The sequence below is a fragment of the Caldithrix sp. genome, assembly GCF_056497305.1.
Genome location: NZ_JBSMDE010000191.1, coordinates 1 through 19,509, shown reverse-complemented (window position 1 = coordinate 19,509; position 19,509 = coordinate 1). Strand labels below are relative to the sequence as shown.

Annotated in this window: 11 protein-coding genes; all 11 read left to right on the top strand. The window is 47.7% G+C overall.

Features of this window, described 5'->3' with window-relative positions:
* The first annotated feature begins 7 nt into the window (after window positions 1-7).
* The 11 genes from ACWB0I_RS15470 to ACWB0I_RS15420 all read left to right on the top strand — a co-directional run bounded on the left by ACWB0I_RS15470 (window position 8) and on the right by ACWB0I_RS15420 (window position 19,224).
* A complete protein-coding gene (locus tag ACWB0I_RS15470; RefSeq protein ID WP_479388978.1) occupies window positions 8-1,288 on the top strand; it encodes an MFS transporter in 1,281 nt (426 codons plus the stop codon).
* Window positions 1,281-1,616 carry a cupin domain-containing protein gene (locus tag ACWB0I_RS15465; protein ID WP_479388977.1) on the top strand — a complete coding sequence of 112 codons (336 nt, stop codon included), beginning with the start codon at window positions 1,281-1,283 and terminating at the stop codon, window positions 1,614-1,616. Before ACWB0I_RS15470 ends, ACWB0I_RS15465 begins: the two co-directional genes overlap by 8 nt.
* 30 nt (window positions 1,617-1,646) lie before the next feature.
* Window positions 1,647-5,858, top strand: coding sequence for an InlB B-repeat-containing protein (locus ACWB0I_RS15460; protein ID WP_479388976.1), 4,212 nt, complete (start codon window positions 1,647-1,649; stop codon window positions 5,856-5,858).
* 64 nt (window positions 5,859-5,922) lie between these two features.
* Window positions 5,923-6,576, top strand: coding sequence for a bifunctional 4-hydroxy-2-oxoglutarate aldolase/2-dehydro-3-deoxy-phosphogluconate aldolase (locus tag ACWB0I_RS15455; protein WP_479388975.1), 654 nt, complete (start codon window positions 5,923-5,925; stop codon window positions 6,574-6,576).
* A gap of 52 nt (window positions 6,577-6,628) precedes the next feature.
* Complete coding sequence (locus tag ACWB0I_RS15450) at window positions 6,629-7,654, top strand: PfkB family carbohydrate kinase (protein WP_479388974.1); 1,026 nt, start codon at window positions 6,629-6,631, stop codon at window positions 7,652-7,654.
* Between the two features lie 8 nt (window positions 7,655-7,662).
* On the top strand, window positions 7,663-9,942 hold the full coding sequence (locus tag ACWB0I_RS15445) for a heparinase II/III family protein (RefSeq protein WP_479388973.1): 2,280 nt from the start codon (window positions 7,663-7,665) through the stop codon (window positions 9,940-9,942).
* Window positions 9,943-9,979: 37 nt separating this feature from the next.
* Window positions 9,980-12,808, top strand: coding sequence for a TonB-dependent receptor (locus ACWB0I_RS15440; RefSeq protein ID WP_479388972.1), 2,829 nt, complete (start codon window positions 9,980-9,982; stop codon window positions 12,806-12,808).
* Window positions 12,809-12,824: 16 nt separating this feature from the next.
* Window positions 12,825-15,047 (top strand): T9SS type A sorting domain-containing protein, encoded by a 2,223-nt coding sequence (locus ACWB0I_RS15435; RefSeq protein WP_479388971.1) that lies wholly within the window; start codon window positions 12,825-12,827, stop codon window positions 15,045-15,047.
* Window positions 15,048-15,065: 18 nt separating this feature from the next.
* On the top strand, window positions 15,066-16,067 hold the full coding sequence (locus ACWB0I_RS15430; protein WP_479388970.1) for a PorV/PorQ family protein: 1,002 nt from the start codon (window positions 15,066-15,068) through the stop codon (window positions 16,065-16,067).
* A 13-nt stretch (window positions 16,068-16,080) separates the two neighbouring features.
* On the top strand, window positions 16,081-17,577 hold the full coding sequence (locus ACWB0I_RS15425) for an OmpP1/FadL family transporter (protein ID WP_479388969.1): 1,497 nt from the start codon (window positions 16,081-16,083) through the stop codon (window positions 17,575-17,577).
* Between the two features lie 12 nt (window positions 17,578-17,589).
* On the top strand, window positions 17,590-19,224 hold the full coding sequence (locus ACWB0I_RS15420) for an InlB B-repeat-containing protein (protein ID WP_479388968.1): 1,635 nt from the start codon (window positions 17,590-17,592) through the stop codon (window positions 19,222-19,224).
* Window positions 19,225-19,509 lie beyond the last annotated feature (285 nt).

The following is a 19,509-nucleotide window of genomic DNA, read 5'->3' as shown; positions in this document are numbered from 1 at the left end:
ATGAGACATGGCAAAATTAAAAGGACTTAGATGGTGGATTATTGCTCTGGTAGCGCTGGCCACAGTCATTAATTACATCGACCGGAGCGCCCTGGCCATCATGTGGCCCAATATCAGTTCCGATCTGGGATTGAGTAAATTAGACTATTCTAAAATAGCCATTACGTTTACCATTGCCTATGCCATCAGTCAGAGTCTTTCCGGAAGATTGTACGACTGGGTTGGCACGCGTCTTGGCTTTGTGATCTCTATTTTTATCTGGTCGTTTTCTGCTATGGGGCATGCCATTGCCAAAAGCGTCATGAGTTTTGGCTTTTTCCGTTTTATGCTGGGTTTGGGCGAAGCGGGAAACTGGCCAGGCGCGACCAAATCAAATGCCGAGTGGTTTCCGGTCAAAGAACGTGCCTTTGCCCAGGGAATTTTTAACACCGGCGCTTCCATTGGATCCATCATTTCGCCGCCTTTGATTGCCTTTTTGTACTTACTGATTGGCTGGCGGGCGACATTTGTCGTTCTTGGCGGGCTGGGTCTGTTATGGATTATTCCCTGGTTTTTTATTAACCGCGCTTTGCCTAAAGAACACCCATGGCTCACAGAAGAAGAACGCCAATACATTCTGGAAGGGCAGAAAGTGGACGGCAAGGGAGAAGAAGACGGCATTATTTTGAGTGTCAAAAAATTGCTCTCCATTAAACAAACCTGGTCTGTGCTGGCTTCGCGCTTTTTTCTGGACCCCATCTGGTGGTTGTTTGTGTACTGGTTGCCCATTTACCTGCACGATCGCTTCGGATTTGATATCAAGCAGATTGGCCTATTTGCCTGGGTGCCCTATGTGGGCGCAGCGGTGGGCGCGCTTTCCGGTGGCTGGCTGGCCGGCTGGTTGATGCGTCGTGGAAAAACCGTCGATCAGGCGCGCAAGCAATCCATCCTGTTTGGCGCTGCTGTCATGTTGCCATCTTTGTTACTCACAGCTTATGCGGCATCGCCGATTATTGCAGTTTTATTAATTGCGCTCATTCTCTTTGGCTTTCAGGTGGCTATTGGCAATATTCAAACCTTACCCAGTGACTTTTACGTGGGCAAGAATGTGGGCACCGTCGCCGGCATGGGGGGCACCACAGCCGCCCTGGGCGTCATCATCACCACCTATCTGGTCCCTTTAATCACACGCGTTTCCTACATTCCGTTTTTCATGTTAGGGGCCGCCCTGGTGCCCATCGGTATTTTCTGTGTTTATCTTTTTGGCGGGAAAATTCATCGCATACAGGCAGGAGTAAACCATGAATAATCCATTCCATATCAAAGATCAGGCCATTGCCTGGGAACCGGCCGGCGATGGCATGAAACGAAAAATTATGGGCTATCAGCCCAATTTAATGTTGGTCAAGGTGCATTTTGACAAAGGCGCCATTGGCTACAAACATACGCATCCTCATGAACAGGTCTCGTATGTCATTTCCGGCAAATTCGAAGTGGAAATCGATGGTAAAAAACAAATTCTAAAAGCAGGTGATGCTTTTGTAATTCCGGCTAATGTGGAGCATGGCGCCGTTTGTCTGGAAGAGGGCGTGTTAATCGACACCTTTTCACCATTGCGTGAAGATTTCTTGAAATAAAAGACATCAACCAATAAACAGGAGGGCTCCATGAGCAAACAATTACGTTTTGTTACGATTCTCTTACTGAGCGTTTTGTTGATTTCACCTCAACTTAAAGCTCAGACGGTGCACCAGGTTGCGGCGGGTACCGATGTATTGAAAGCCGCCATCGATGCGGCCGCTGTCGGAGATATTATTGAGCTGACCACCAGCGGAGGGCTTTATCTTTCAAGCGATCAAATTGTGCTGGATAAAGATTTAACCATCAGGGCAGCAGATGGCCTCGAGCAAAAACCGGTACTCAAATACATCGGTACTTCAACGGGCGCTTACATGTTTAAAGTGATCAATTCTCCCCAAATTGTTGTTGACGGCATTGAGTTCGACGGTGACGGTACAGCCGAGGGCGCCGCAGCGAAGGCAAAATATGCTTTCCGGCTGGATAATGGCGACACACTGGGTACGATGGTCCTCAAGGTAAATGATTGCTATCTGCATGACTTTAATGAAAAAATAATTAAACCCTACGCCAATTGCGGAATCGACTCCTTGATCGTTACCTTCAGTACCTTTGCCAATGGGGCTAAAGAAGGTGTTACGCTCTATTCAGGTTCTTCAAGTGATCCCGCTGTACGTATAAAATACGCTAAATTTGAAAACTGTACCTTCTACGGCATGGTTCGCGAGGGTATCAAAGGAGATACCAATCCCAATACTCAGGTTCTGGTGAATCACTGTACATTTTACGATTGCGGCGGCAGTTCCAAGGGGATGATCTATTTTGACGACATGACCAATGTGGAAGTTAAGAATTCCCTGTTTGTCAAAAATAGTTACGGAAGCTATTTCAGTCGTTTTGAATCGGCTGATAATATGTTTCATCATAATGGCGTGTGGGATGTAGTAAACTGGACGGTCTCCAATGCAACCGTTTCGGATACCCTGCATGCCGACCCCATGTTTGCCGATCCGGCCAATGGCGATTTTACGCTTTCGGACACTTCTCCTGTGCTGAGCATGGCAGACGATGGCCATGCCATGGGCGACCTGCGCTGGGATCCACAATACTTAATGCCCAAAGTCATTCAGGTTGAAGCCGGCGCCGATGTTCTGAAACCGGCCATTGATGCTGCAGAACCTGGCGACATCATTGAATTGGTTACCAGCGGAGGCGTTTATCTTTCATCTGATCAAATCGTACTGGACAAAGACCTGACCATTCGTGCGGCCGATGGTCTGTACAGCAAACCAATTTTAAAATACGTGGGCACTTCTACCGGCGCCTACATGTTCAAAGTGGTTGGTTCGCCTAAAATTACGCTGCAAGGATTGGAACTGGACGGCGACGGTACGGCTGAAGGCGCCGCAGCCAAGGCAAAATATGCTCTGCGTCTGGACAACGGCGATGTCAATGGTTCAATGATTGTGAAAGTAATGGATTGTGATTTTCATGATTTCAATGAAAAGATCATCAAGCCCTACGCAGATTGCGGTATCGATTCGCTTATTGTGCACAACAGCACCTTTGCCAATGGGGCCAAAGAGGGCGTTACACTTTACTCAGGCTCATCGAGCGATCCCGCGGTCCAATTAAAATACGCTGAATTCTATAATTGTACTTTCCATGGCTTTGCCCGCGAAGGAATCAAAGGGGACACCAATCCCAATACCATAGTGCGCGTGAATCATTGTACATTTTACGATTGCGGCGGCAGTTCCAAAGGAATGATCTTTTTTGACGACATGACGGATGTAGAAGTTAAGAATTCCCTGTTTGTAAAAAATAGTTATGGCAGTTATTTCAGTCGCTTTGAATCCGCTGACAATCTCTTTCATCACAACGCTGTCTGGGATGTGGTAAGCTGGAAAGTTTCCAGCGCTACCGTATCGGATACTTTCCATGTCGATCCCATGTTCGCCGATCCGGCCAATGGCGATTTTACGCTGGATACCAATTCTCCCGTGTTGACCCTTGGCGATGATGGACAGCCTCTGGGCGATTTGCGCTGGGCCGAACATCCCGGGCAATATCGTTTGTCCATTATTGTTGAAGGCAGCGGTACGGTGACAGCCGATCCGGCAGGCCCCTATTACGATCCGGGTACGACCGTTACCTTAACCGCCAGCCCTTCGCCAGGCTGGAAATTTTCGGCCTGGGAAGGCGCGGTAGCTTTTCCGCCGGACAATCCAACGGCTACGGTTACCATGGATGACAACAAAACTGTAAAGGCCATCTTCGAAACCACAGCGCCCAAATATGTGGTAAATGTTGAAGTAGAAGGTATTGGCCATGTGGAATTTAGTCCGGAGCCTCTGGAAGGTAATCGGTACGATGAAGGTACGGAAGTCACACTGACCGCTGTTCCGGATTCTTCCACCTGGGAATTTGTGGAATGGAGCGGTGATACAGCCACAACGGACAATCCGTTTACCTTTACCATTATGTCGGATATGAATTTAACGGCGCATTTCCGCAGCACCCTGCCTCAGGTTACCCTGGATATTGATACGGTCGGTCTGGGCGGCGTAACGGTCACGCCCCAGCCCATTTTGGGCACGTATGATACCTTGACTACGGTGATTCTGACGGCCACGCCGTTTCCCGGATGGGAATTTACAGGTTGGACCGGCGATCTGGTCAGCTCGGAAAATCCCGACACTCTGGTTCTGGACGGCGATAAACACGTGATTGCCAATTTTGGAGAAATTCAAACCGGATCCCACGTACTGGAAATTGATTCTACCTGGGATTTGCGGGAGGCCGTGGAATTTGCCAATAATAATTCCAACATTGATACCATTATGCTAACTACGACGGGCGTCTACACCTCCACATCGCCTTCCGATGTAGCGGTGTTAAAACCTTTAACCATCATGGCCAAACCCGGTTTAACGGAAAAACCGGTGGTAACCAATAGCGATGTGGAAGCTTCGAACATTGATATTTTCCGTGTGTTCGATAGTTTCACTTTAATCGGTGTTAAAGTTGACGGCGGACATCCTAAGAGCCACGGCATGAAGTATGGCGTTCGCCTGAGCAATTACTCCAATGGCGACACCGTGCGCTGGGGAGCCAACATTACCCTCAAAGACTGCGATTTTGTTAATCTGTACCAGAATAAAGATGTTAAGTATGGCGACGGGCACGCCTTTAAGATTGACAAAAACGTTCGGGCTGGTGTGGTACGCATTGAAAACTGTACCTTTGCCAACATCGGTTATGAGGCCATCCGCATTTCGGACACAGAAAAGTGGGACACTGACCGGCCACTGGATAGCTTAATCGTTCGCAATTGTACATTTACCAATATTGATGCCGAAGCAGTGCGCTATTACTCAGACAAAGACACCAGTACCGCTGACGCGCCGGTTATTCTGGAACATATTACGATTAATCATTCGGCCACACGTGTTTTCTACCTGAAAAACAGTGGCGGCGCTGTTGTACGCGACATCATCATTGCCAACAGTCGCCTGTCTGATGTAGGACGGGATGCCGACTTGATGGATGCGCAGGGCAAGGGAACCGTGGTCAGCCACATTGATACGTTTAATGTACTGGCTGTTCCGATTAAAGCATCGAAAGGCGGTATGGTCGATGAAGAGACCGTCTGGGGCATTGATCCCAAATTTGAAGATGCGGACAACATGAATTACACCCTCAAGGCGGAATCGCATCTCTATGGATTGGGACACGAGGGCCAGGCTTTGGGTGATTTGCGCTGGGCCACACAAACTCCGGTTCATAAGCTGTTAACCGTAATCGTTGAAGGCAACGGAACGGTGGCTTTAGATCCGCAACCGGTAGGCAAAACCTACGATCCTGGTACCGTTGTTCAGTTAACGGCTATCCCGGATTCAGGTTATGTTTTCAAAGAATGGCAGGGCGATTTAAGCGGAAGCGACAATCCGGCCTCCATTACTATGGATGACAATAAAACCGTTACGGCCGTTTTTGAGCTGGAAACCGCAATTGATGAAAATCAACCCATTCCTCTGGAATATGCCCTGTACCAGAACTTCCCAAATCCATTCAATCCGACTACAACCATCGCTTTTGATCTGAAGGAGAGCGGTGGGGTGACCTTAAAAGTCTTTGATGTACTTGGTCGCGAAGTGGCTACCGTAGTGGATAAGCCAATGAAAGCCGGTCGTTACAAAGTGGTGTTTTACAATCCCAGAATGGCGTCCGGAGTCTACTTTTATCAAATCAAAGCCGGTAAATTTTCGGCTATCAAAAAGATGCTGTTAGTTAAATAAAACACGGTTAACGGGGGGGCGGGGGCAACCCCACCTCCTCTTTAAATAAAGGAGTTTGTTTGAGATGGACCGCGTACAATCTATTCAATTACTGGAAGAAACAGGAGTGATTGCCGTAATCCGCGCTTCCAAAGAGGATGATTTGCCGGGCATTGTGAATGCTTTGATAGCCGGAGGGGTGCGCGCCCTGGAAATTACGATGACCACGCCCCATGCGGTGGATGTGATTAAAGAGCTGAGTCAAAGCTTAACGCAAGATGATGCTTTTTTGATTGGCGCAGGAACCGTGCTGGATGACGCAACAGCGCAGGCAGTGATCCATGCCGGGGCAAAATTCGTCGTCAGCCCGGTGTACAAACCGGAAATTGTGGCCACAGCACATCGCTATGATTGTGCGGTATTTCCAGGAGCCTTGACGCCAACGGAAATTTTAGCAGCCTGGGAAGGCGGAGCCGACGTGGTTAAGGTCTTTCCGGCCAGTCGTTTTGGACCGCGGTATTTTAAAGACATTCACGGGCCATTGCCACAGATTAAATTAACCCCCACTGGTGGCGTGAATTTAGACAACACGGTGGAATTCATCCGATCAGGGGCCAGTTTTGTGGGCGTAGGAACCGCGCTTTTGAATAAAGAAATGATTAAAAATAAAGACTGGGCAGCGCTCAGTGAACATGCCCAAAAATTTATTCAGGCTGTTAAACAGGGAAGAGAACCGTAACCGTTTTACTCAAAGGATTTTATGGATATGAAGGGTTAAACAGGAGACTAAAATGGAAAAAGTCATTGTCACTTTTGGTGAAATTATGCTACGCTTATCTCCACCTGATAAAGAACGTCTTATTCAGGCTAATCGGTTTGACGTAAAGTATGGCGGAGGCGAAGCCAATGTTGCTGTGTCGCTGTCGCTTTTTGGTAATCCGGTAAGATTTGTGACGCGTCTGCCACAGAATCCGTTAGGCGATGCAGCGCTTTTCCATTTACAGGGACATGGCGTGGATATATCTTACGTCGTTCGGGACGGTGAGCGCATCGGCATTTATTTTCTGGAACACGGGGCCTCCATTCGTCCCTCAAAAGTGGTGTACGACCGGGCGCATTCGGCCCTGTGTGAGGCGCAGGCCGCTGATTTTGACTGGCCCAAAATATTTGACAATGCCTTCTGGTTCCACATTACAGGCATCACCCCGGCATTGGGTGAAGAACTCTCTAAAATAAGTATCCAGGCCGTGCAGCAGGCCAGGGCTCAGGGGCTGACCGTTAGTTGTGATTTGAATTACCGAAAGAAACTGTGGAGCCGGGAACAGGCTAAAAAAGTGATGAGTGAACTGGTTCAATACGTGGATGTGATTATTGCCAATGAAGAAGATGCCGCCGATGTATTTGGTATTGAAGCCGAAACCACCGATGTCACTTCCGGGAAATTAGATGTTGAACACTACAAATCTGTGGCTAATCAATTAATGGAAGTCAGTAAGGCCGGCCTGGTGGCCATCACCTTGCGTGAAAGCCTTTCCGCTTCCGATAACAACTGGTCTGCCATGCTGTTCGACGGAAAGAATTTCTACATCAGCCGTAAATATCCCATCCATCTGGTGGATCGGGTTGGCGGCGGCGATAGCTTTGGTGCCGGCCTGATTCACGGATTGAATAAATTTAAAGATCGTCAGCAGGCGCTGGAATTTGCCGTTGCGGCCTCTGCTTTAAAACAAACCATTCATGGCGACATGAATTTAGTCACGGAAGATGAAGTCATGAATATCGTCAAAGGCGATTTGTCAGGACGCGTTCAACGCTAATGATTGAAATGAAAACAACAAAAATGAACATAGATCGTTACAAATTAATCATTGTTTTTACCTTATTGATTGTGTCAACGGGGATGAGTTTGCCACTCAAGAGGGGGGCATTAAACCTGCCGCCTTTTCCGGATGACACACAGTTTTTACAAAACATCAATCGGCCGTACGCCGAATCATTACAACTGCGCCAATTGCCAGTGGAAAAAGCCAGGGGAAAATTGGCCAATTTCTTTAAACAAAAGGCAGCCGGACGTTACTACTTTAACTGGAAGAATTTTAAGAATAGATTAAAGGCCTACCTGGATCAGTTTCCGGAGCAAAAGCAATACCATCTTAAAATGGCTCGGGAGCAGATGAGCGATTTCCCCGGATTTGTTGCCTGGAAGCTGCCCCTGCGCAATTTAAAAGGCAAAGCCGTTACAGCCTATGAATTTAGACACTTAGCCAGACAGAGTAAAATTCCCGATGTGGCTCTCTGTTATTACATTGAAGACCACGACCCCGTTTATCTGCAATATTTTACAGAGCAGGTGCGCAGCCTGGAGAAAGCCATTAAGGCGCAGCAGGTGGAAGGGGGCGACAACGCCGTCTTTGAAGTGTTCCGGGCCGGTAAACGCGTTCATCACTGGTTGTTTAATCATCATGCGTTTTTAGCCACAGAGCAGTACGCCCCGGAAGATCAGATTTTGCTGTTAAAGATGTTTTATTACCACGCTCAAATATTATTTCGCAAAACACAGCGCTTTCGCTATGGTAATCACCAGACGCGCGGATTAGCAGCGCTGTTTGAAATTGCCAGTCTGTTTCCGGAATTTTGTCAGTCGTCTGAATGGCGCGAGCATGCCCTGAAAGGTTTACTATGGCACTTAAAGCACGAGGTAAATGAGGACGGTTTTCAATTCGAACGCAGCGGCCACTACCATAAAGGAGATATTGAAAACTATCTGCGCGTGTACCAACTGGCTCACATTAATGGCATTGAGCTGCCCGAAGGGTTTGAAAGGAGATTTAAGGCCATGTTCGATGTGCTGGTGAAGCTGGCCATGCCCAATGGGGCCATGCCCGTTTTGCAGGATGACACCGATGGCGGTTTAGAGACCGAGGCGGATATCAGTGAACCGTTGGCGGTGGGCTCCATGCTTTTTAGCGATCCGCTTTTCCGCTATTTTGGCGGCGAAACAATTCCGCAGCAGTTTTACTGGCTGCTGACTCACTCCCAATTGCTAACCTATGGGACATTGCCCAAACAGCGTCCGCAACTTGGTTCGTTGGCCCTTGAAAAAACGGGCTATTACGTAATGCGTGATGGCTGGCAGAAAAACAGTAACTATTTGCTTATTTCCGTCGGGGTTGAAACCCGCAAGCCCGATCACCAACATGGCGATGTGCTGGGAATTATTGCTTACGCCGCTGGAAAGACCATGCTGCCGAATTACAAGGTCCGTTACAACCGCGACGATTTTCCTTTCCTGAAAAATTCCTGGGCCAAGAATGTAGCGCTGGTGGATAGCCAGCCTCAGGGGAAAAGGTGGCAGCCGAATCGCGGGGGCTCTGGCTTTGGTAAGCTGCTCGGTTTGCCAACACCACAAGTGGCGTGCTGGTACACTGATGAGCAGGTCGATTATTTTCGTGGCTCCCACAACGGTTTTGAACATTTAGGTGTCCGCTACACGCGCAGCGTACTGTTTGTAAAACACGCCTTCTGGTTAGTAAAAGATGAATTTAGTGCAGATAGTACGCACCTTTATCAACAGGTCTGGCAGGGGCCCTTTGAGATCGTTAGCGATCGACATTTAAAACAAATCCTGCCTGATGGCAACTCCCTTCATCTCTACCAATTAGAGGATGCGCCCTACCGTATTTTCCAGAGTCATTTTCGCAGGCACATGAATTCGCTATTTCAAATAGAAAAGGACGGGGATTTTTCGTTTAGCACCTTGATTGTTCCCAAAAAGATTGAAGAAGACAATAGCAGCATTCTTTCATTTGAAAATTTTAGAGTGCTGAAACAGTCGGAATTAGTGTTCTCCCCCAATTTACGTTTTTCGGTTACACATCTGGTGGAAAAAACGGGGAAGCCATTTTTGTTACTGGACGTGAGGCAAATGTACTATCGGGGAAGACAGACCGTTTTCACACAACCGTTACAAATTCTTGTTAAACAAATTTCTGGCGAAACAATGAGCATACAGTTTTTGGGGAGCGGCTGGCAAAAACCATTAGCAAACATTCTGGAAACAGGAGGAAAACAGTCATGTATTTCTGTTTTTCAACTAAAAATTTAAAAAACTTAAAGCAAAACCATAAATCGGAGGGCTTATCGTGAATAAAGTGCTTCGCATGTTTCTTGTGCTGATTCTGTTCTTCCTGGGGGGCCGGCTGGCAGAGGCTGGCAATACAGGGAAATTGGCAGGCGTGATTACCGATGCTGAAACTGGTGAGCCATTGCCCGGTGCAAATATTGTGGTTCTCGCTCGCTGGGAAAATGATCAGGAAATTCCGTTGAATGTACCGGCCGGAGCGGCTAGCGATGTAGAGGGAGAATATTTCATATTAAATTTACGGCCGGGATTGTACACAATTGAAGTCAGTTTTGTGGGCTACCGGGCTCAACGCTTTACCAGAGTAGCCGTGAATGTCGATAAAACCACGCGTCTGGATGTAGCCCTTTCGCCCGAAGTGTATCAGGGCGAAACGATTCAGGTTGTGGCCTACCGACCGGCTGCAGTGGAAAAGGACCTGACCGCTACCAAGCAAACCTATGATGTGGGCGAGGTTCAGGCCATTGCCGGTGTGGCGGATGTGAATGACATCTTACAATTGCAGGCCGATGTGGTCGATGACCACTTCCGCGGTGGCCGCGTGGGAGAAGCGACCTACCTCTTAGGCGGTGGTCTGATCGTAAATCCGCTAAACAACCGCCGTGCGTTTAGTCCTATCGTTACCGCCCTGGAGCAAGTGGAAGTGTACACCAGCGGATTTAGCGCAGAGTACGGAAACGCTCAGTCGGGTGTGGTTAACATGGTTCCTAAAGAGGGCGGCAGCCGCTGGCAAAGTCGAATGGAAATGGCCACAACCCTGCCCTATTACAAAACCTGGCAGGGAAATCCTTATGATCCTAAAAATCTCTACTTTCAGGCTCTGCTCTCCAATCTGGACGAATGGATGAAAGAAAATCCCACAAATCCGGGTAAACCGCTGTACGATCTTGGATATGGTTTCGGACCGGCTTACCTTCCTACAAGAATTGTCTGGCCGCCGGTCTTTTACACACGCGATGATTCTTTAAAGATCGCCAGATTGGGACAGCTGGCCTACGAACAGGCTTTTCGGGAGATAGGCATGAATACGCCCAAAGCCATGGATACGCGTCTGGATTTTACAACGGGCGGCCCGATTACCAAACACTCTTCCATCTTTTTTGCCGCCAGACAAACCACGGAAACGCCCATTGTGCCATTGCCGCAACCCATCATGAATCGACAAATGCTCGTTAACTGGGCCTATCGACCCAATGCCAACAATAAGTTTAAATTTACCTTTCTGCTCAATCTGGATCATGACTACACGCTTTCCAATTTTTTACGCTACATGTTTGATCGCTCTATGAATGCCCTGTACATTCAAACCCTGACCAGGCAATATGGTATTGAATGGAACAAAGTCTATTCGCCATCGACCTTTTCCAACTTACAACTCAGTGTGCTCGATCTGGATATGAAGCAACGCATTGAACTGATGCATCCTGGCGAATTTTACGAAGAGTATTCGAACGGCACCAATTGGACCAACTACACCTCGCCTTCCTTTCACCGTATCGGTCAGCCTTCGGATGACTTTGGAAATCAGAGTACAACCACCTATAATTTGCAGGGCAGTGTGAGTAGTCAGTTAAATACGCACAACCTAATCAAAACAGGCCTGCAGTTTTTCTATTACGATGTGAATGTAGATATGGATATGAATATTACGACCAAAGGGAATTACCGAAAAGTAAAATTCAATGCCTTCCCTTATGAAGGGGCACTCTATTTTCAGGATAAAATGGAGTTTGCCGGAATGATTGCCAATGTTGGTCTGCGCTGGGATTTTTACCAGCTCAACACCAGTTATTATGGCGATAGGTATTCCCCATTACGTCAACCCGATTTTAAAATTCATACCAGGTTTTACAGCCGATTACAGCCCAGAATCGGCATCTCTTTCCCCGTTTCCGAACATTCTGTATTTCACATGAATTATGGGACCTTTACACAACGGCCCAACTTTAATCAGTTGTTTTACAATCAGATTACATTGAATCAGGATGTGGATGTGCTGGGCAATCCGGCGCTTAAACCCGAGACAACCAATGCCTACGACGTGGGGCTGGTACAGGGATTGCCTTTCGGTTTTCGTCTGGATGTAAGCGCTTATTACAAAGACGTGAAAAATCTGGTCGAAAGCGCTTATTACAAGGATAAAAATTTTGAAGAGTACCGCACCTACGTCAACCGGGACTATGCCGATATCAAGGGCTTCCATATCAGTCTGGAAAAAGTAGGGCACGGCCTCCAGGGCTATGTGCGCTACAATTATGAAGCGGCAAAAGGCAAGAGTAGTAACGATCTTAATGCCCCGGTGATCTATTTCGAAAATCCGGATCCCACCTATGGTAGCGTCAAGCTGCCCGATCCTGAAGATGTTTACCTGGATTACGATCGCACACACAAATTATTGTTCAATGTGCGTTACAGTACCGACAAAGAGTGGGGACCAGCGATTGCCGGTCTTTACCCCTTCGGCGAATTTTCAGTCAGTACCACCTATCGCCTGATGACCGGGCGTCCCTACACCTGGGATGAGAGCGGACAGGGCTTAAAGTACAACAAACGTACGCCAACCGAACATGAATGGAAGATGCGTATTCAAAAGAAGTTCCGTTTTGGAGGTACCCGAATGACCTGGTACATGGAAGGCTTCAACCTGCTTAATGAAAAAGTATTTCATTATTCCCGAACGTTTAACGACGAACGTGAGACGGCGCGCTGGGAACAGGGGCAGAATGTTCTGATTTATGACGAATATGCTCCGTACACTACCAGCCAGGCCATTTATATGTTAAGCAATCAACCGCGTCATTATCGAACTGGTTTGATTTTTGAATTTTAAATGAATGAGGTGAAAAATGATAAAAAAGTGGACAACATCGATCATTTTGGCTTTGACCATTGTTGCAGGATTGCAAGCACAGCTTGAATATCGCATTCACGATCGGGGTATGCTGCACGAAACCGTATTTAATGATGGAACGATTGGCCGTCCATGGCAGACCGGAGAAGCCGGTAACCGCGCTACCACGCCGGTTATGGAATGGCCTCCCTATTCCGCTGCCATTGTTGAGGGGATTGAATACAGCGGTCAGCACAATATTTTGGGCGCCGGCATGTACATGGCTGCCAATCTGGATGGTAAACCGGGCAAAGACAATCGTATTTACGCCTTGTGTGGAGGCGTGGGCGCAAGCTCGCCGGAAAAGGTGGTGGGCGTCTGGAGTTTTCCTCTATCGATGGAAGAAATTGATAACTACCCGGTCTTGCCAAACGGTGAATTGAATCCGGATTATGACCCCGACGAGGCCGAACAGATTATCATTGCTAAATGGGCTACGCCCCTGGGAGTTACCGTTACCCGTACTTCCCGGCAATGGAGCTATCCGGATTACGATGATTTTATTATCTATGAATATGAACTGGAATACACCGGCGACACGGATGGAAATCCGGAAACCATTGAACAGACCACGACCTTAAAAGATTTTATGGCTCTGTTCATTTACGGCTTTGCCCCTTCCATGTACGGTTATCAGCGAACCTATCAGGTCTGGAAATACGAAGGCGGCATCTATCGGGGGGATCAGAATACCTTCTGGGATGCCGATTACTGGTTGGCCTTTAATTTAAATTTACGTACCAACTTGCGGGAAGAATGGGCTAAACCGGAACCAAATTTTGATCTGTTCCAATACCAGGCTGAAACTGGATATTTGGGCGGAGGTTTGCTAAGCCCACAGGCGCCCGGGTATTGCGTTCTGTACTATGACACCACACACCTGGCTATTGTCGATCCCTTCAATCCGGAACGGAATGAATCGGAAGCGGTCAACATCCTACGCACGGTAGCCGGAGAATATTTTGAGATAGATGAACACGGACACATCAAACAGCCCTGGTCCAATAAAGTGAGCACGGGCAATACCAGAAGCTCCAAAATGAAGGATATGTCCATCAACCCGGACAATCGCTGGAGCGGGGTTTACAGCGAAGGCAGCACCACCTGGCCTGAGGTGCCCAGTCCGCGGTGGTATGGGCGGGCGGCCTTCAATTACCGCCAGAGCGTGGATGCCGGCCAGAAGCACACCGTGTTTGGTCCGTACACCCTGCACCATGGAGATAAAGTGTATTACTCCATCGCCGAGGTTGTGGGCTACGGCGCGCAGGACGGTAAACGCGTTGAGGGCGGCCCGGCGGTGAAGGGTGTTTTGCAGCAGTGGAACCGAATTCCCTCCTGGAACCGTCCGGTAAAATACAACGGTCAGGATTACACCAAAGAGGGCTATTTAACGAAATATGGCTATCCCGATTATGTGAATTCCGATGTGCGAAATGTCCAGCAGGTGGCTCACAAAGCCTTTGAAGCCTATTTAGGCCATGAGCCCGAAATTCCTGTCTGGCCGGAAGACAATCCGCGTCACGGGATTTACGCCATCCCCATTCCTCCACCGGCGCCGGCCATTACCGTGGAAAATACGCCTAAAGCAGAAGTGCGCATTACCTGGGGATCCCAGGTAGAAAGTTTTGATGCCCCGAGATTAACCGGGAAAGTGGATCACTACAATGTCTATCGCGGTGTGATGGGCATGGGCCCCTGGGAGTTAATAGCCACAGTGCCAGTGGGGCAGAGAAGCGGGGATTTTTATGAAGTAATTGACAAAGGACAAAAATTTAAAATAGGGGAAACGCGCTATTACGCAGTTACTTCGGTTGATGCCAATGGCCATGAAAGCGGCAAAACCAATATCACCAAACACGTAAAGAATATCGGAGCCGTGGAACAGTTAAGCGATGTACATGTAGTGCCCAATCCTTTTGTCTTGAAATCTGGATTTACGGGAACAGGGGAAGTGGACAAGAAAATTGGTTTTTACAAATTACCGAGAAGATGTACAATTCGCATCTTTTCCTATTCCGGACAACTGGTTCAAACCATCGAGCATAACGATCCTGTTTATTCTACGGAATGGTTCCAGGTCACACGGAACGGGCAGGATATCGCCTCTGGCATCTATTTTTACGTGGTCACCACGCCCATGGGCGAGCAGACCAGCGGAAAATTTATTATCATCAAGTAAGAAGAAGTGGAGAGCAAAATGAGAAGAATCATATCGATACTTGTGCTAAGCTGTCTGGCTCTTTCGTCGGCTTTAGCTTTTGAAAAGGTGGGAACCACTTCTTTTCAGTTCTTGAAAGTGGTTGCCGACGCCCGATCCATGAGTATGGCCGGGGCGTACACGGCTGTGGCCGATCATTCCGATGCCGTGTTCTGGAATCCGGCGGCTCTTACCCGCGTGCAGCAAATCGATTTCAATCTGTCTTACATGGATTATTTTCTGGATGTCAAACACATGTCCGCTTCGGTTTCCATTCCTTTAGGGCTGGCCGGGACGCTTGGTTTGCAATTTATGCTGGCCGATTACGGAAACATTGAAGTGACCAGTGTGAATGCGCTGGGGTTTGTTAATGAAGTGTACAACCCCGGTTTAACCGGAGAGACCATTAATCCCTATGCCGTCGTGGCCGGCGTGTCTTTTGCCAAACGCCTGACCAACAAATTTTCATTTGGACTGACGGCTAAATTTGCCAGAGAGGACATGGATTTCCACAGCCCCTATGCCCGGGCAGAAGATAATTACGCTGTTTTTCATAATGCTGTGATGTTTGATGCTGGCTTACTTTACGATACCGGATTTCGGTCGCTAAAACTTTCGGCCGTGGTGCGCCATTTTGGTCCAGAAGTTAAATACATCGATCAGTCTTATCCCCTGCCGCAATTAATGAATATCGGTATTTCCGCTAATCTACTGGATAGCGAACAGGCGCTCTTTTTTAAGACCAAAAGGCAAAGATTGATCCTGGCAGCCGAGCTTGTTCAACCGCGTGATTATGATCAGCAATACAACATCGGGCTGGAATACAGTTTTCAGGACATCCTCTTCTTGCGAGGGGGCTACCGCATCAATTACGATACCGAAGGTCTGGCTCTGGGCTTTGGCCTGAATTTCCGAAATTACAGAATTGATTATGCGTTTAACGATTTCGGCGAATTTCTCAACAGCGTTCATCGTTTTTCATTTGGCATCAGTTTGAAATAGTTTGGAGAAAGCAATGAAAAAATCATATCTAAAGATTGTCTGGTTCATTTTGCTGCTAGCCGGAATAGTAACGGCACAACACCGTGGGGATTGGCTTTCCTTTCAGGGCCTGGACGAAAAGGTGGAAGGTGGCATCGAATCCATGGCCATGGGAGGGGCATTTACTGCGGTCTCTGGCAAAATAGACAACCTGTTTAACAATACGGCCGGTTTAACCTCCTTGCAAAAATGGACGTTTTCACTCAATGCCAACTACTACAAAAAAACCTGGTGGGAAAATCAGGTTTACAGGCCCGATCGCTACTTTGTGACCCTGCCCTTTTATCTGGAAGGCATGTACGTGCCCGATCCCAAAAACAACGGCGTACTGGATCGGGACCTGGCTCTGGATTCCTCTTACGTTGTCAATCCGCCCAGTGACGAAGGAAAACGCGTAGACAGTAAAGAGGCGGCAGACTGGGTCAAAGAAAAATCAGCTCCGGTGTTCAATAGTCTGGCCCTGGCGCTGCCTTTCCGGTTCTTGAATAAAAAGCTGGTGCTGGCTGCGGCTTATCAGCAAAAAGTCAATTTTCTTGATTTTGACCGAAACGATACCTATCTGCTGCCCCATGTGGGTTACAACGGCTACGAAGGTTGGGTGCCCAGAGTCAATGGCGGTGATACGCTAAATGTAAACTGGTTTAAATATCTGCGACAACGTACCGGAAATTTAAAATCGTTTCGATTTGCTCTAGCAGGACAGTTTAGCGAGCGCTTTTCCCTTGGATTGGCCCTGGATTACACCATGGGAAAAAGCACCGATGTCATGCAGCTTAACAAAATGGGCTATTTCGGTTTGATCGATGAAAACAGATTCTTTTTTACCTATGATACGCTGAACTATGAGGAACGCGGCCAATCCGATTTTTCGACGATAGGCGCTGAAATAGGCTTACAATATCGTTTCGACCATCTTACACTGGGGCTGAATGTCAGCTTGCCGCAAACTTTGAAACGCAAATGGAACTACAGCACAACACAGCAAACGGCCGATAGTCGCAGCCAGAATTCCATTTCCGGTGAAGATCGTTTTGAAATTCCGGCCATCTACCAGTTTGGTGTAGGCTTTCGGCCTGTTGAATCGTTTCTGTTTACCGTTCAGTATCGATACGCTCCTTACAGTCAGGGCAACTTTAAACTGGCGCGCAACGACACAACCTTTCGTAAATGGGTAGATCAGCACAGCTACATGTTTGGCGCGCGTTATCAGTTAAATGATTTTCTTGCACTGATGGCCGGTTATCGATGGGAGCCTGCGGTGTTTGTGCCGGATGGCGTTGCCTACAGCGAACGCGGCCCCGATAAAATATCCGTTACTTTTGGAGCCAGGATTTCCCTGGGCACTCTGGGCAGCCTGATCATGGCCACCGAACTGCGCAGTTTGAAATACCATGATACCTATTTCAGCAACACCAATTATACTACAGAAAAATTACAAAATATTAGTTTAGGTTATGTTTACCAATTTTAAGAGGAGGTTTTTATGAGACGTATCGTTTACCTTTTATTTGTTGCAGCCATTTTAATGGCTGGCACATCCCTATTGAAGGCTACTAACATCGAGGTAACGGATCAATATGACTTTAAACTGGCCCTGGATTATGCCTTTACGGCCAATATTGATACGATTTTGCTGACCACACCCGGCGGGGTTTACACCACTACAGACACCATGCACCTGGCCATTCTGGAACCGCTGGTGATCATGGCCAAGCCCGGACTGGCTGAACCCCCTATTTTAACCAATAGCGACGCCAATGGCGAAGTCCTGGATATTTTGCGCATCTACGCCGATTTTACCGTAGAAGGTGTTATCTTTGACGGCGGGCATGAACGCAGTCATGGCATGAAATACGCCTTGCGCTGCGATAATGATACCGAACGGGGTTACACAGTAGACCCCGATGCCGACATTACAGTTAAAAACTGTATTTTTCGCAATTTTTACCAGGATAAAGATCCCACAAAGGATGGACATGTCTTTAAAGTGGCAAAAGTTAAGGTCGGCACGGTTCGTTTTGAAAACTGCTTTATTGATGGTACGGGCTACGAAGCCATCCGTCTTTCCGATACGGAAAAGTGGGCTACCGAAAAGACATGCGATAGCCTGATCGTTCGAAATTGTACTTTTACACGTTGCAATGCCGAAGGCATTCGCTTTTACGCAGATAAGGACACTTCTACGGCCGATGCTTATGTTTTACTGGAACACCTGACCTTTTACAATTCGGCCACGCGTGTTATGTACATTAAGAATAATCAAAACACCATCGCCAGAGATATCATTGTTGCTAATTCGCGGCTTTCTACCCATGGCCGGGATGATTTCATCATGCAATTACAACAGAAAGGATCAACCATCAGTCATGTGGATACCTTTATGGTAACCACCCTTGACGGCACTTACGAGCCGGATAAATTAATCTATGTCAGCAAAAATAACGGGCAGGGTACCGATACGACCACCATCTGGGGCTTTGATCCTAAATTTAAAGATGCCGCTAATCTGGATTGGACTTTGCTACCCGGGTCGCATGCCTATTTTTCAGCGCATGATGGCAGTGCGTTGGGCGACCTGAACTGGGCCACCGAAACTCCAACCGTTATCCCATTTAATTATCAAATCGAAGGAAACGGACATCTGGTTTTTGATCCCCCATTGCAGGGGCGTTGTTATGATCCGAACACAACGGTTACCATTACAGCCGTTCCGGATTCGGCCTGGCAATTTAAAGAATGGCAGGGCGATGCCAGCGGCTCTGACAATCCAATCTCCATTACAGTGGATGCGGCCAAAAATATTACAGCCGTGTTTGTCTTGGGCACAGCGATTGATGAACCGGGTTCTGTAATTCGTTCTTTTAAACTGGAGCAAAACTTCCCCAATCCGTTCAATCCACAGACCAATATTCGTTACGAATTGCCCAAAAAGGCCTATGTGCAGTTGGTAATTTACGATCGTCTGGGCAGGATGGTGAAAACCCTGGTCAATGGGCTTCAGCAACCGGGTGTCCATCAGGTTACTTTTGAGGCCGGTGACCTGGCTTCCGGCGTTTACTTTTACCGTTTAACGGATGGGACACACCATGCGGTTAAAAAGATGCTGCTTGTTAAATAATAATGGATTATTTGATACACAGGGATGTGTGTTTTAGATTAATGGACCGCAACAAAAAACAGGGCTAAGAAAAAAAGCCCTGTTTTTACTATGGAATGGATTTGGACACTATGGATAACTTCAGAATATGGGTTGTTAGAATTTGGTTATTTTTTTTGGTTTTGAGCGGATGGCACCTGAAGGCCGGAAACATTCTGGTGAAAAACGCACAGGAAATTGAGGCGCAGCTTTCCAACATCCAGGCCGGCGATACGCTGCTCATGAAAAATGGTTTCTGGAAAGATC

Bases quoted from the DNA above. Each gene is read 5' to 3' on its own strand.
- ACWB0I_RS15470 (WP_479388978.1), top strand. From the start codon at position 8: ATGGCAAAATTAAAAGGACTTAGATGGTGGATTATTGCTCTGGTAGCG.
- ACWB0I_RS15465 (WP_479388977.1), top strand. From the start codon at position 1,281: ATGAATAATCCATTCCATATCAAAGATCAGGCCATTGCCTGGGAACCG.
- ACWB0I_RS15460 (WP_479388976.1), top strand. From the start codon at position 1,647: ATGAGCAAACAATTACGTTTTGTTACGATTCTCTTACTGAGCGTTTTG.
- ACWB0I_RS15455 (WP_479388975.1), top strand. From the start codon at position 5,923: ATGGACCGCGTACAATCTATTCAATTACTGGAAGAAACAGGAGTGATT.
- ACWB0I_RS15450 (WP_479388974.1), top strand. From the start codon at position 6,629: ATGGAAAAAGTCATTGTCACTTTTGGTGAAATTATGCTACGCTTATCT.
- ACWB0I_RS15445 (WP_479388973.1), top strand. From the start codon at position 7,663: ATGAAAACAACAAAAATGAACATAGATCGTTACAAATTAATCATTGTT.
- ACWB0I_RS15435 (WP_479388971.1), top strand. From the start codon at position 12,825: ATGATAAAAAAGTGGACAACATCGATCATTTTGGCTTTGACCATTGTT.
- ACWB0I_RS15430 (WP_479388970.1), top strand. From the start codon at position 15,066: ATGAGAAGAATCATATCGATACTTGTGCTAAGCTGTCTGGCTCTTTCG.
- ACWB0I_RS15425 (WP_479388969.1), top strand. From the start codon at position 16,081: ATGAAAAAATCATATCTAAAGATTGTCTGGTTCATTTTGCTGCTAGCC.
- ACWB0I_RS15420 (WP_479388968.1), top strand. From the start codon at position 17,590: ATGAGACGTATCGTTTACCTTTTATTTGTTGCAGCCATTTTAATGGCT.